11 protein-coding genes and 1 riboswitch are annotated in these 12927 nt (G+C 63.6%); of the genes, 6 read left to right on the plus strand and 5 right to left on the minus strand.

Annotated features, from left to right (window positions below):
* Nucleotides 1–77 precede the first annotated feature (77 nt).
* From P3C39_RS19635 to P3C39_RS19645, 3 genes are all read left to right on the plus strand, one after another.
* Nucleotides 78–1277 (plus strand): aspartate aminotransferase family protein, encoded by a 1200-nt coding sequence (locus P3C39_RS19635; protein WP_063170013.1) that lies wholly within the window; start codon nucleotides 78–80, stop codon nucleotides 1275–1277.
* 17 nt (nucleotides 1278–1294) lie between these two features.
* Nucleotides 1295–2206 (plus strand): ornithine carbamoyltransferase, encoded by a 912-nt coding sequence (argF, locus tag P3C39_RS19640; protein WP_013533642.1) that lies wholly within the window; start codon nucleotides 1295–1297, stop codon nucleotides 2204–2206.
* Between the two features lie 134 nt (nucleotides 2207–2340).
* Complete coding sequence (locus P3C39_RS19645; RefSeq protein ID WP_032808387.1) at nucleotides 2341–3348, plus strand: Hsp33 family molecular chaperone; 1008 nt, start codon at nucleotides 2341–2343, stop codon at nucleotides 3346–3348.
* Between the two features lie 47 nt (nucleotides 3349–3395).
* Here the strand turns inward: P3C39_RS19645 and apaG are convergent, their stop codons facing one another.
* Nucleotides 3396–3788 (minus strand): Co2+/Mg2+ efflux protein ApaG, encoded by a 393-nt coding sequence (gene apaG / locus P3C39_RS19650; RefSeq protein ID WP_013533640.1) that lies wholly within the window; start codon nucleotides 3786–3788, stop codon nucleotides 3396–3398.
* A 233-nt stretch (nucleotides 3789–4021) separates the two neighbouring features.
* Between apaG and P3C39_RS19655 the strand changes: the two genes are divergently transcribed.
* On the plus strand, nucleotides 4022–5173 hold the full coding sequence (locus P3C39_RS19655) for a ceramide glucosyltransferase (RefSeq protein ID WP_275954048.1): 1152 nt from the start codon (nucleotides 4022–4024) through the stop codon (nucleotides 5171–5173).
* Nucleotides 5174–5180: 7 nt separating this feature from the next.
* On the opposite strand, the gene P3C39_RS19660 is transcribed toward P3C39_RS19655, so the two are convergent.
* Nucleotides 5181–6368 carry an O-succinylhomoserine sulfhydrylase gene (locus tag P3C39_RS19660; RefSeq protein WP_275954047.1) on the minus strand — a complete coding sequence of 396 codons (1188 nt, stop codon included), beginning with the start codon at nucleotides 6366–6368 and terminating at the stop codon, nucleotides 5181–5183.
* A gap of 57 nt (nucleotides 6369–6425) precedes the next feature.
* A riboswitch (SAM riboswitch) is annotated at nucleotides 6426–6503 on the minus strand.
* Nucleotides 6504–6577: 74 nt separating this feature from the next.
* Between P3C39_RS19660 and P3C39_RS19665 the strand changes: the two genes are divergently transcribed.
* Together P3C39_RS19665 and P3C39_RS19670 are read left to right on the plus strand one after the other, a co-directional pair.
* Nucleotides 6578–7672, plus strand: a complete 1095-nt coding sequence (locus tag P3C39_RS19665; RefSeq protein WP_063170016.1) for a 2'-deoxycytidine 5'-triphosphate deaminase — start codon at nucleotides 6578–6580, stop codon at nucleotides 7670–7672.
* 100 nt (nucleotides 7673–7772) lie between these two features.
* Nucleotides 7773–8546, plus strand: a complete 774-nt coding sequence (locus tag P3C39_RS19670) for an ABC transporter substrate-binding protein (protein WP_024503157.1) — start codon at nucleotides 7773–7775, stop codon at nucleotides 8544–8546.
* 172 nt (nucleotides 8547–8718) lie between these two features.
* On the opposite strand, the gene araD1 is transcribed toward P3C39_RS19670, so the two are convergent.
* The 3 genes from araD1 to mmsA all read right to left on the minus strand — a co-directional run bounded on the left by araD1 (nucleotide 8719) and on the right by mmsA (nucleotide 12832).
* A complete protein-coding gene (araD1, locus tag P3C39_RS19675) occupies nucleotides 8719–9711 on the minus strand; it encodes an AraD1 family protein (RefSeq protein ID WP_013533635.1) in 993 nt (330 codons plus the stop codon).
* A 305-nt stretch (nucleotides 9712–10016) separates the two neighbouring features.
* On the minus strand, nucleotides 10017–11303 hold the full coding sequence (mmsB, locus tag P3C39_RS19680) for a multiple monosaccharide ABC transporter permease (RefSeq protein WP_275954046.1): 1287 nt from the start codon (nucleotides 11301–11303) through the stop codon (nucleotides 10017–10019).
* On the minus strand, nucleotides 11300–12832 hold the full coding sequence (gene mmsA, locus P3C39_RS19685) for a multiple monosaccharide ABC transporter ATP-binding protein (protein ID WP_013533633.1): 1533 nt from the start codon (nucleotides 12830–12832) through the stop codon (nucleotides 11300–11302). The genes mmsB and mmsA overlap by 4 nt, the downstream gene beginning before the upstream one ends.
* Nucleotides 12833–12927 lie beyond the last annotated feature (95 nt).

A 12927-nucleotide genomic window follows, 5' to 3' on the forward strand; every position in this document is an offset into this window, starting at 1 on the left:
GGCCGAAAAACAGGATAAGCCGCACAGGCCGCCGCTTTGGCGGCTTTTTTGATTTTCCGGTACCGGAGACGCATATAATGAGCGGTTCGGCGCTTTACGAGACCTTTGCTCGCGCACCCCTGGCCTTCGACCACGGGGAAGGCACATGGCTGATTACCGACAAGGGCGAGCGATATCTCGATTTCGCCGGCGGCATCGCCGTCAATTCGCTGGGCCACAGCCATCCGCACCTGGTCGCCGCACTCACCGAGCAGGCAGCCAAGCTGTGGCATGTCTCCAACCTCTACGAGATCCCCGGGCAGAGCCGGCTTGGCGAACGGCTGGCCGACGCCACCTTCGCCGACAAGGTGTTCTTCACCAATTCCGGCGCCGAGGCGCTGGAATGCGCGATCAAGACGGCGCGGCGCTACCATTTCGTCAAAGGCCATCCCGAGCGCTTCCGCATCATCACCTTCGAAGGCGCCTTCCACGGCCGCACGCTGGCGACCATCGCGGCTGGCGGCCAGTACAAGTATCTCGAGGGCTTCGGCCCCAAGGTCGAGGGTTTCGACCAGGTCGGCTTCGACGACATTGACGCCGCCGAAAAGGCGATCACGCCGGAGACGGCCGCGATCCTGATCGAGCCGGTGCAGGGCGAGGGCGGTATCCGCCCGGTGCCGACGCAGTCGCTGAAGCGGCTCAGGCAATTGTGCGAGCAGCACGGCCTGCTGTTGATCTACGACGAGGTCCAGTGCGGCATCGGCCGCACCGGCAAGCTGTTCGCACATGAATGGTCGGGTGTAACGCCCGACATCATGGCGATTGCCAAGGGTATCGGCGGCGGCTTCCCGATGGGCGCCTGCCTTGCCACGGATGAAGCGGCGGTCGGCATGACCGCCGGCGTGCATGGCACCACGTTCGGCGGCAACCCGCTTGCCATGGCGGTCGGCAACGCCGTGCTCGATGTCGTGCTGGAAGACGGCTTCCTCGAAGATGTCCAGCGCAAGGCGCTGCTGATGAAGCAGGGTCTGGCGTCGGTCGCCGACGAGTTTCCCGAAATCATCGAGGACATCAGGGGTGCCGGGCTGATGCTCGGCCTCAAATGCGCCATGCCCAACACCAAGGTGAACATGGCCTTGCGCGACCAGCACCTGTTGACGGTTCCGGCCGGCGACAACGTCATTCGCCTGTTGCCGCCGCTCACCGTCACCGACGCCGAGATCCATGACGCGCTCAACCGCATCCGCGCCGGCGCCAAGGGCCTGGCGGAGGCGATCGCTTCCGCCGCGGCGAAGTAATCCCGGAATCATTGCTGATGTCAGTTCGCCATTTCACCGATCTTTCCACCGTTTCCGAAGGCGACCTGCGCTTGATGCTGGACGACGCGGTGGTGCGAAAGGCGCGGCTCAAGGCCGGCGAGCGCACCAAACCGCTCGAAGGCAAGGTGCTGGCGATGATCTTCGACAAGCCGTCGACGCGCACGCGCGTCTCCTTCGACGTCGGCATGCGGCAGCTCGGCGGCGAGACCATCATGCTGACCGGCACCGAGATGCAGCTCGGCCGTTCCGAGACCATCGCCGACACCGCCAAGGTGCTGTCGCGCTATGTCGATGCGATCATGATCCGCACCACCTCGCATGAGCGGCTGCTGGAATTGACCGAGAACGCCACCGTGCCGGTGATCAACGGACTGACCGACGATACCCATCCCTGCCAGCTGATGGCCGATATCATGACCTTCGAGGAACATCGCGGTCCGGTAGCCGGCAAGACCATCGCCTGGACCGGCGACGGCAACAATGTGCTGCATTCCCTGCTCGAGGCCTCGGCCCGGTTCCGCTTCAACCTCAACGTCGCCGTTCCCGAAGGCAGCGAGCCGGCGCAGAAGCATATCGATTGGTCGCAGGCGCATGGCGGCAAGCTGCACTTCACCCGCTCGCCCGAGGAAGCCGTCGACCAGGCCGACTGCATCGTCACCGATTGCTGGGTGTCGATGGGCCAGGAGCATCGCGCCCGCGGCCACAATGTGTTCTCGCCCTACCAGGTCAATGCCAAGCTGATGGCGAGAGCCAAGCCGGACGCGCTGTTCATGCATTGCCTGCCGGCGCATCGCGGCGAGGAAGTGACAGACGAGGTTATCGACGGACCGCATTCGGTGGTCTTCGACGAAGCCGAGAACCGGCTCCATGCCCAGAAGGCCGTGCTTGCCTGGTGTCTAGGCGCTTGAAGTGTCTGGGCGCTTGATCCCTGGGAGCTTGATCTGCGGGCGTGTGATGCCTATTTGCGCCGCATCACGCAAATCAAGCGCGTTTCGACGCATGCGCCCCGGAGGGCGGCATCGCCGCGCCCTGGAGCTTTGTCATGTTGGAAACCTATCAAGTGACTGAACATCACCCCAAACTCGGCGAATTCGGCTATGCCGGCGACGATCACGTCGTGCCGTTCGAGGTCGGCCCTCTCGACGTGCGCGGCCGCACGGTCCAACTCGGGCCGATGCTGGACGCCATCCTCAGCCGCCACGATTATCCCGAGCCGGTCGCCCGCCTGCTGGCGGAGGCCTGTGTGCTGACCGTGCTGCTCGGCACTTCGCTGAAGTTCGAGGGCAAGTTCATCCTGCAGACCCGCACCGACGGACCCGTCGACATGCTGGTTGCGGATTTTTCCACGCCCTCGGCGCTGCGCGCCTATGCGCGTTTCGATGCCGACCGGCTGGAAGCGCTGGTCGCGGCGGGCGAAACCTCCCAGCAGACGCTGCTCGGCAGTGGCGTGCTGGCGCTGACCATCGACCAGGGCGCCCATACGCAACGCTATCAGGGTATCGTCCAGCTCGATGGCGAGACCCTGGAAGACGCGGCACGCACCTATTTCCGTCAGTCGGAGCAGATCCCGACGGATATCAGGCTGTCGGTGGCCAAGCTTTTGACGCCCGGTCCCGGCGGCGCCCGCGAGCAATGGCGCGCCGGCGGTATCCTGGCGCAGTTCCTGCCGCAGTCGCCCGAGCGCATGCGCGTCCCGGACCTGCCGGGCGGCGATGGCGATCCGCGTGAGGAGATCCACGATCCGGTCGACAATTCCTGGCAGGAGTTGCTGGCTCTGCTCGGCACCATCGAGCCGACCGAACTGATCGACCCGACGATCGGCGCCGAGCGGCTGCTCTACAGGCTGTTCCACGAGCATGGCGTGCGCGTCTTCGGCGGCGTTCCGGTCGCCGACCAGTGCTCGTGCTCCAGGGACAAGATCCGCGGCATCCTCGAGGGTTTTTCCGCCCAGGAGATCAAGGACAGCACCGAAGACGGCGGCATCCACGTCGCCTGCGAATTCTGTTCGAAGCAATATGATTTCGACCCGGCGGAATTCGCGGCCCAGTAGAGTAGAAACCACGCCTCACCGGTCGCTCCGCGGCCGGTGAGGCGAAATCAATTCACCGTCCGCCGCGTCCCCGGCAAGTCCAGCGAAAACGCCGGAATGGCGATGTCGAACGTCTCGCCCCGCTTGTTGCGCATCGTGTAATGCCCGACCATGATGCCGGACGGTGTCGAGAGCGGGCAACCGGATGTGTACTGGTAGCTGTCGCCGGGATTGAGTTCGGGCTGGTCGCCGACCACGCCGGGGCCGCGCACTTCCTCGACCCGGCCGGTGCCGTCGGTGATGTGCCAATAGCGCGACAGAAGCTGCACGAAATCGTCCGACTGATTGTCGATCGTTATCTGATAGCCCCAGACATAGCGGTTCTCAGAGGGATCCGAACGGTCCTCCAGATAGAACGGCCTGACCTGCACTTCGATGTTGCGCGTGACGGCGCTATACATAAGCGGCTCCAAAAAACGGTTCCAGCGGAACTTTCGGCGCTCCGTGCGGTTAGGTCAACCGATCGAAGCCTCCTCTGGCCGGCCTCGCGGGCAGGTGCCGACAAAGAATGTCATTTAAGTGACATATGACAATGGTGGTGTGCGCGGACTGGTGACGCGCGACTCGGGCGCTCTGCTGAACTGTTGAAACCGGCCATCTTGCGGACCGGTTTTCCTGGAGTGACCGGATCTCGATGCAACTCACTCTCATAGCCGCCACGCTTTCAACTGTCCTCATCCTCTCGAATCTCGCCAGCGTCGTGCTCGCCGCGTCGCGTCTGAGACGGCGTCGCACCATTGCGCCGCCGGCCGGCAAGCCGCGGCCGATGTCGATCGTCGTGCCGTCGCGCGGCGTCGAGCCGTTCACGCAGGAGACGCTGGAGCGCGCCTTCTCGCTCGACTGGCCGCGCTATGAGCTGATTTTCTGCGTCGCCCATGCCGACGATCCGGTGGTCAAATTGATAAACAGGACGATCGTCCGGTTTCCGAAAGTGCCGGCCCGGCTGCTTGTCGGCGACGGCCGCATCAGCGCCAATCCGAAACTCAACAATTGCGTCAAGGGCTGGGAAGCGGCGCGGCACGACTGGGTCGTCCTGGCCGATTCCAACGTGCTGATGCCGAGGGACTACATCCAGCACCTGATGGCTGCCTGGCGGCCCGGCACCGGCCTTGTCTGCTCGACGCCGATCGGCTCGCGGCCGGCCGGCTTCTGGGCCGAGGTCGAATGCGCTTTCCTCAACACGCTGCAGGCGCGCTGGCAGTATGCCGGCGAGGCGCTCGGCCTCGGCTTTGCCCAGGGCAAGAGCATGCTCTGGAACAAGCCGATGCTCGACGCCAATGGCGGCATCCGCGCGCTGGCCGCCGAGATCGCCGAGGATGCCGCTGCGACCAAGCTGGTGAACAGTCTCGGCCTGCGCGTCAATCTCGTCGCCGCCCCCTTCGAGCAGCCGCTTGGCCGGCGCTCGTTTGACGACATCTGGTCGCGTCAGGCCCGTTGGGCGCGCCTGCGCCGCGTCACTTTCCCGCTGTTCTTCGCACCCGAAATCCTGACCGGCGCCGTGGTGCCGCTGGTGCTTGCGCTGATTGCAGCGGCAAGCGCCGGCTTCAGCCTCTGGGCAACCGCCCTTGCCGTGCTGGCGGCCTTCTACCTTCCGGAGTGCGCCCTGGCCTGGTCCAAGGGCTGGTACCTGTCGCCACGCATGGTCGCCGCGATCATGGCGCGCGACCTGATCCTGCCGGCGATGTGGGCGCGCGGCTGGCTCGGCGGCGCCGTCGACTGGCGCGGCAATGCAATGACCATCGGCACCAAGACGGCCGAGCTGGAAGAGACGCCGTCCGGCGCCTGAAGGCCTCCTACCTGGCCTTCAGCGCCTGCGCGATGTCCTCGAGCAGATCGTCGGCATCCTCCAGGCCAACCGACAGCCTGAGCGTGCCCGGCCCGATGCCGAGCTCGGCGCGCGCCTCGTCGCTGAGATTCTTGTGCGTCGTCGTCGCCGGGTGGGTGATCAGGCTCTTGGCGTCACCGAGATTGTTGGAGATCAGGACGATGTCGAGCGCGTTCTGCAAGGCGAAGGCCGCCTGCTTGCCGCCCTTGACGTCCAGGCAGATCAGCGTCGAGCCGCCCGACATCTGCTTCTTGACGATGTCGGCCTGCGGATGGTCGGCGCGGCCGGGATAGATGACGCGCGCGATTTCCGGCCGTTCGGCCAGAAAATCCGCGATCCGGCCGGCACTTTCCGTCTGCTGGCGTACGCGCAGCGGCAGCGTTTCCAGGCCCTTCAGCAGCGTCCAGGCGTTGAAAGGCGAAAGGCTTGGGCCGGTATGGCGGAAATAATCGTGCAGGTTCTCGTCGATCCACTTCTTGTCCGACAGGATGACGCCGCCGAGGCAGCGCCCCTGGCCGTCTATGTGCTTGGTCGCCGAATAGACGATGATATGGGCGCCGAGCTGCAAGGGCTTCTGCTGTAGGGGCGTGGCGAAGACATTGTCGACGATCAGCCTGGCGCCGATCGAATTGGCAAGCGAAGCGACAGCGGCGATATCGACCACTTCCAGCGTCGGATTGGTCGGGCTTTCCAGGAAGAACAGCTTGGTGTTCGGCTTGACCGCCTTTTCCCAGTTGGCGATGTCGGTGCCGTCGACCAGCGTCGCCTCGATGCCGTATCTCGGCGCCAGCGTCTCGACCACCCAGCGGCAGGAGCCGAACAGCGCACGCGCCGCCACGATATGGTCGCCGGCCTTGGCGCTGCACAGAAGGGCGGCCGTCACCGCGGCCATGCCCGACGCGGTGGCGCGCGCGTCTTCCGCACCTTCCAGCGCGCACATGCGCTTCTCGAACATGTCGACGGTCGGATTGGCGTAGCGCGAATAGATGAAACCCGGCTCTTCGCCCTTGAAACGGGCTTCGGCGGCTTGCGCCGTTTCGTAGACATAGCCTTGGGTGAGATAGATCGCTTCTGACGTTTCGCCGAAACCGGAACGCAGCGTTCCGCTGTGCACGAGTGCCGTCTGAGGCTTCCAGTTGCGCTTCTTGGTGCTCATCGCTTTTCTTCCAGACACAAAAAAACCGGCCGCGAAAGTCGCAACCGGTCCATACGGCCTTGCGGCCCGACGGTCCTTTAGCGACTTGTTTAACGTGGCTGCAAGCCGACCGGCCAAATCACCACGGGATAACGACCCTTTAGACCCGCACCGCGCTTGCGTCAATTGCCGGCTTCATTAAGAGGTTTGTACCAAGCAGGAGTGGAGCCTTGCGGCAGACAGGCATTCTTCCCGACCAGGACATATCGGCGCTGCTCCAGTCCGGCGCGCTGAAGTCGGCGCGTGCGCTCGACACCGACCAGATCCAGCCGGCCAGCCTCGATCTCAGGCTCGGCGACAAGGCCTGGCGGGTGCGCGCCTCCTTCCTGCCCGGCCCCAATCACAAGGTCTCGGAAAAGCTCGACCGGCTGCAGCTGCACGAGATCAATCTGGCCGAGGGCGCGGTGCTGGAGACCGGCTGCGTCTACATCGTGCCCCTGCTTGAAAGCCTGGCGCTGCCGGCGGACATTTCAGCCTCGGCCAATCCGAAGAGTTCGACCGGACGGCTCGACATCTTCACCCGCGTCATGACCGATCGCGGCCACGAGTTCGACAAGATCGCGGCCGGCTATCATGGCCCGCTCTTTCTGGAAGTCAGCCCGCGCACCTTCCCGATCGTCGTCCGCACCGGGTCGCGCCTGTCGCAGATCCGTTTCCGCACCGGCAATGCGCTGCTCTCCGAAGCCGAGTTGCACGACCTGCATCGCACGCAGATGCTTGTCGCCACCGAGCCGCCGAACATTTCCGGCGGCGGCATCGCGCTGTCGATCGACCTCAACGGCGATCAAAGCGGCTTGGTCGGCTATCGCGGCAAGCATCACACCGGCCTCGTCGATGTCGACAAGCGCGCGGCCCAGGAAGTCGTCGACTTCTGGGAACCGATCCACAAGAGCGGCGCCGGCGAACTGGTGCTCGACCCCGATGAATTCTACATCCTCGTCAGCCAGGAGGCGGTGCATGTGCCGCCGCTCTACGCCGCCGAGATGACGCCCTTCGATCCGCTGGTCGGCGAATTCCGCGTCCATTATGCCGGCTTCTTCGATCCGGGCTTCGGCCATTCCGCATCCGGCGGCACCGGCAGCCGGGCGGTGCTGGAAGTGCGCAGCCATGAAGTGCCGTTCATCCTCGACCACGGCCAGATCGTCGGCCGGCTGGTCTACGAGCATATGCTGAAGCGGCCGCAGGCGCTCTACGGCACCGATCTCGGCTCCAACTACCAGGCGCAGGGCCTGAAGCTGTCCAAGCATTTCCGCGCCGCGCGCTGACCCTCATTGCCCCAAGGCAAAATACTTGCCTGTACCGGCTCGCCATGCTTGGCTGCCTTGCCGCCCGTCAAGCTGGCGGCGTTCAAGGGGAACCAAGAAAATGCGATTTTCGAAATGGGTCATATCGGCGGCGGGCGCTGCCATGCTGGCAACACTGGCCGGCTCTCTGTCGGTGCAGGCGGCGGAGAAAATCAAGATCGGCACCGAGGGCGCCTATCCGCCGTTCAACACCATTACCGCCGACGGCAAGGTCGAAGGCTTCGACATCGACATCGCCAATGCGCTGTGCGCGCAGATGAAGGTCGAATGCGAGATCGTTACCCAGGACTGGGACGGCATCATTCCCGCTTTGCAGGCCAAGAAATTCGACGCCATCATCGCCTCGATGAGCATCACCGAGGAGCGCAAGAAGCAGGTCGCCTTCACCAACAAATATTATACGACACCGCTGGCTCTGGTGGCGCCGAAGGACACCGATCTCACCTCGACCGAACCGGCGGCCCTTGCCGGCAAGACGGTCGGTGCCCAGGCTTCGACCACGCAGGCCGACTATGCCCAGAATGAATATGGCAAGGCGGGCGCGGAGGCCAAACTCTATCCCACCCAGGAAGAGGCGATCACCGACCTGACCAACGGTCGTCTTGACGCCGTGATCTCGGACAAGTTCGTGCTGATGGACTGGCTGAAGAAAGCAAGCGACGGCTGCTGCAAGCTGGTCGGCGACGTCAAGGGCACCGAGACCCAGGCCGGCATCGCCGTGCGCCTGGACGACACGGCCCTGCGCGACAAGCTCAACGCGGCCATCGACGCGATCGTTGCCGACGGCACCTACAAGAAGATCCAGGCCAAGTATTTCGACTTCGATATTTATTGAGGCAGAGGCGCCTTTTTCCTTCTCCCCTTGTGGGAGAAGGTGTCGCCGGAGGCGACGGATGAGGGGTGTTCCAGGGAACGCCAACGTTTCACTCCGCTGGAACACCCCTCATCCGTCTCGGCGCTAACGCGCCGATCCACCTCCCACTTGGGGAGAAGGAAAAGGCGCGCTCTCAAAGCGCCTTCACAGCCACCTTCACCGGCTGCTCGATCTCGAGCGGGTTGCGCAGCGGCAGGCCGAAATCCCCGGCCTCGATCTCGAAGACATCGCCGGCCTCGGTCGTGATGCCGTCGGCGAAGGACAGCGTCGCCGTGCCGAACATGTGCACATGCACGTCACCCGGCTGGCGAAAAGCCGCGTATTTGAAATGATGATGTTCGAGATTGGCGATGGTGTGCGACATGTTCGCTTCGCCGGACAGGAACGGCTTTTCCCACAGCACCTCGCTGTCGCGCACGATGCGCGAGGTGCCGCGGATGTCGGACGGCAGGTCGCCGATCAGGATCTCCGGCCCGAACGAGGCGTTGCGCAGCTTGGAATGCGCGAGGAACAGATAGTTCACGCGCTCGGTGACGTGGTCGGAAAACTCGTTCGACAGCGTGAAGCCGACGCGGAATGGTGCGCCGTCATCGCCGATGACATAGATGCCGGCGACTTCGGGCTCTTCGCCGGCGTCCTTGGCAAAGGCCGGTGACAGGAGTGCGGCGCCTGGCGCCACCGCCATCGTGCCGTTGCCTTTGTAGAACCATTCCGGCTGCACGCCGATCTGGCCTTTCGCCGGCTTGCCGCCCTCCAGCCCCATGCGGAACATCTTCATGGAATCGGTGAGCTGCTCCTCGCCGTCGGCGCTCAGTTTCTTGTGCATGGAATCGCGCGTCGCGGCGGAGCCGAGATGCGTCAGTCCGGTGCCGGTCAGGTGCAGATGCGCCGGATCGGGGTGATTGATCGGCGACAGCAGCCGCCCCTTCTTGTAAGCGGCCTCGAGATCGACCGTCTCGCCAAGCCCCTTGCGTTCGATCAGCGCGACGAGGCCGACGCCGGTGCGGGCGGCCTCCATCGCCAGCGAATAGACGCTGCGGGCGCCATTGATGATCCGGGTCTTGCCGCCATTGCGGGCGACGACGCGGATGGTCTCGGCGTCGTCAAGGATCTGGGAGATCAGCATGATGAATCCTCTCTCATTTGCCTTGGCAGGGCTGCCAAAACGGCAAACCTTGCTCAGCGCGGCCGGGACCTCGTCCATGCCACGGTTTAAATTCTCAGTTCGGATTGCGCTCGCGGGCCTGGTCCCTCAGGGACTTCTGTTACCGGCGGGTTGCCGGCAGCGTCGCGATCGTATGCCTCCTGCTTTCCTCGACCAGAGCAGTTCACCGTTTCACGGAAACGGCGAACCGCTCTAACTCATTGTCTTGGCGCAATTCCGGGCGGAAAACCGTTTCACACTTTTCCTGGAATTGCTCTTAAGTCCGTTCAAGCCTTGTTCTTGTTGTAGACGTCGAAGATCACGGCGCCGAGCAGCACCAGGCCTTTGACCACCTGCTGCCAGTCGACATTGACGCCCATGATCGACATGCCGTTGTTCATCACGCCCATGATGAAGCCGCCGACCACCGCGCCGATGACCTGACCGACGCCGCCCATCGCCGAGGCGCCGCCGATGAAGACGGCGGCGATGACGTCGAGCTCGCTGCCGAGGCCCGCGGCCGGCACCGCCTGTCCCAGTCGCGCCGCGATGATCAGGCCGCCGAGCGCCGACAGAACGCCCATATTGATGAACACCATCAGCGTCAGCCGCTCGGTGTTGATGCCTGACAGCTGCGCGGCCTTGGCATTGCCGCCCATGGCGTAGATACGGCGGCCGATGGTCATGCGCTTGGTGACGAAGACGAACAGCGAGATCAGCACGCCCATGACGAGCAGCACGACCGGCAGGCCTCTGTAGCTGGCGAACTCATAGACCAGGAACAGCGCCAGGGCGCTGGCGACCAGCGTCTTGACGACGAACAGGGCAAAGGGCTCGGCCTCATAGCCATGGCGTTCGCGCTTGCGACGCGTCCTCACCCCGAAATAGGCATAGGCCAGCACGGCGATCAGGCCCAGCACGATCGTCGTCATGTGCAGCGTCAGGCCGCTGCCCATGATGGTCTTGCCGGCCGCGTTCACCGTCGGCGGGATCAGCGTCAGCGGGCCGATGACATCCGGGATGAAGCCCGAGCTGAGCATTTTGAAGTCGTCGGGAAGCGGACCGACCGAGGATCCGCCGCCCAGCAGCGCCTGGCAGATGCCGCGGAAGATCAGCATGCCGGCCAGTGTCACGATGAAGCTCGGTATTCTGTGATAGGCGATCCAGTAGCCTTGCGCCGCCCCGATCAGGCCGCCCACGATTAGGCAGATGATCGAAACCACCAGCGGATTGCTGAGCGGTCCAAGTTGCCAGATGACCATCATGTTTGCCGCCAGCGCGCCGATGAAACCGGCGACCGATCCGACGCTGAGGTCGATATAGCCGGAAACGATCACCAGCAGCATGCCCAGCGCCATCACGATGATGAACGAGTTCTGCTGCACCAGGTTGCTCAGGTTCACCGGCTTGAACAGCGTTCCCGACGTGGTGAACTGGAAGAACAGCATGATGACGATCAGCGCGATGATCAGGCCGTATTCGCGCAGGTTCGTCGCCAGCGCCGAGACGGCGATGCGTGGACGCTGCTCTTCGGCGACATTGCCGTGCGGGGCGGGGGCGCTTTCGGTGCTCATGCTGCTTTTCCTTCTCCACGAACGATGGCGCGCATTATTTTTTCCTGGCTTGCTTCCGCGGCGGGCATTTCGCCCACGATGCGCCCTTCGTTCATGACGTAGATGCGGTCGGTGATGCCGAGCAATTCCGGCATTTCCGACGAGATGACCACGATCGCCTTACCCTCCGAGGCGAGTCGCGCGATGATCGTGTAGATTTCGTACTTGGCGCCGACATCGATGCCGCGTGTCGGCTCGTCGAGGATCAGCACGTCCGGGTCGGCGAACAGCCATTTCGACAGCACCACCTTCTGCTGGTTGCCGCCGGAAAGATTGCCGGTCAACTGATAGACGCTGGAAGCGCGGATATTGGTCTTCTTGCGATAGTCGTTGGCAACGGCGAGCTCGCGCATGTCGTCGATCACGCTGTGGCGGGCCACGCCGCCGAGATTGGCCAGCGTGATGTTGTGCTTGATATGGTCGATGAGGTTGAGCCCGTAGGTCTTGCGATCCTCGGTGACGTAGGCGATGCCGTGTTGGACCGCCTTGCTTACCGAGGACACATCGATCGGCTTGCCCTTGAGCAGCACCTCGCCTGTGATGCGGCGGCCGTAGGAGCGGCCGAACAGGCTCATGGCGAATTCGGTGCGGCCGGCGCCCATCAGCCCGGCAATGCCCACCACTTCGCCCTTGCGCACATTGATGTCGATACCCTTGATCACCTGCCGCTCGGCATGGAGCGGGTGATAGACCGACCAGTTCTTCACCTCGAACACGATCTCGCCGATATCAGGCTCGCGCGGCGGATAGCGGTCGTCGAGGGAACGGCCGACCATCGAGGTGATGATGCGGTCTTCGGAGATGTCCTTCTTGGCCAGCGTCTCGATGGTGCGCCCGTCACGGATCACCGTCACCTTGTCGGCGACCCGGTTGATCTCGTTGAGCTTGTGCGAGATCAGGATCGAGGTCATGCCTTGCCGCTTGAATTCGAGCAGCAGGTCAAGCAGCGCCTGGCTGTCCTTTTCGCTGAGCGATGCCGTAGGCTCGTCGAGGATCAGGAGCTTGACCTCCTTGCTCAGCGCCTTGGCGATCTCGACCAGCTGCTGCTTGCCGACGCCGATATTGGTGATCAGCGTCTTGGGGTCCTCCTTGAGGCCCACCTTCTTCAACAGCGCACTGGTGCGCTCCTCGTTGGCGTCCCAGTCGATGACGCCGAATTTCGCGTGCTCGTTGCCGAGGAAGATGTTTTCGGCGATCGACAGCATCGGCACCAGCGCTAGCTCCTGGTGGATGATGACGATACCCTTGTGTTCGCTGTCCTGGATGCCCTTGAACTGGCATTCCTGGCCTTGGAAGATGATCTGGCCGTCATAGGTGCCGGAGGGATAGACGCCCGACAGCACCTTCATCAGCGTCGACTTGCCGGCGCCGTTTTCGCCGACCACGGCGTGGATCTCGCCTTCCTCGACGCTGAGATTGACGTTCGACAGCGCCTTCACGCCGGGAAACGTCTTGGTGATGTCGCGCATCTCCAAAATCGTCGGGGCCATGGGGACTACCGCTCCTTGAGAGCTCGGCAAATATTGCCGGCGAGGTCGGTGACAATACCGGGCTCGCTGGTGAACGAAAAGGGGCCCTGCGTTGC

It is taken from the genome of Mesorhizobium sp. XAP4 (genome assembly GCF_029269325.1).
Lineage (GTDB): Bacteria > Pseudomonadota > Alphaproteobacteria > Rhizobiales > Rhizobiaceae > Mesorhizobium > Mesorhizobium ciceri.

Coding starts and splice junctions, on each gene's coding strand:
- P3C39_RS19645 (WP_032808387.1), top strand. CDS start 2,341: ATGTTGGAAACCTATCAAGTGACTGAACATCACCCCAAACTCGGCGAA.
- mmsB (WP_275954046.1), bottom strand. CDS start 11,303: ATGAGCACCGAAAGCGCCCCCGCCCCGCACGGCAATGTCGCCGAAGAG.
- apaG (WP_013533640.1), bottom strand. CDS start 3,788: ATGTATAGCGCCGTCACGCGCAACATCGAAGTGCAGGTCAGGCCGTTC.
- P3C39_RS19655 (WP_275954048.1), top strand. CDS start 4,022: ATGCAACTCACTCTCATAGCCGCCACGCTTTCAACTGTCCTCATCCTC.
- P3C39_RS19670 (WP_024503157.1), top strand. CDS start 7,773: ATGCGATTTTCGAAATGGGTCATATCGGCGGCGGGCGCTGCCATGCTG.
- argF (WP_013533642.1), top strand. CDS start 1,295: ATGTCAGTTCGCCATTTCACCGATCTTTCCACCGTTTCCGAAGGCGAC.
- P3C39_RS19660 (WP_275954047.1), bottom strand. CDS start 6,368: ATGAGCACCAAGAAGCGCAACTGGAAGCCTCAGACGGCACTCGTGCAC.
- araD1 (WP_013533635.1), bottom strand. CDS start 9,711: ATGCTGATCTCCCAGATCCTTGACGACGCCGAGACCATCCGCGTCGTC.
- P3C39_RS19635 (WP_063170013.1), top strand. CDS start 78: ATGAGCGGTTCGGCGCTTTACGAGACCTTTGCTCGCGCACCCCTGGCC.
- mmsA (WP_013533633.1), bottom strand. CDS start 12,832: ATGGCCCCGACGATTTTGGAGATGCGCGACATCACCAAGACGTTTCCC.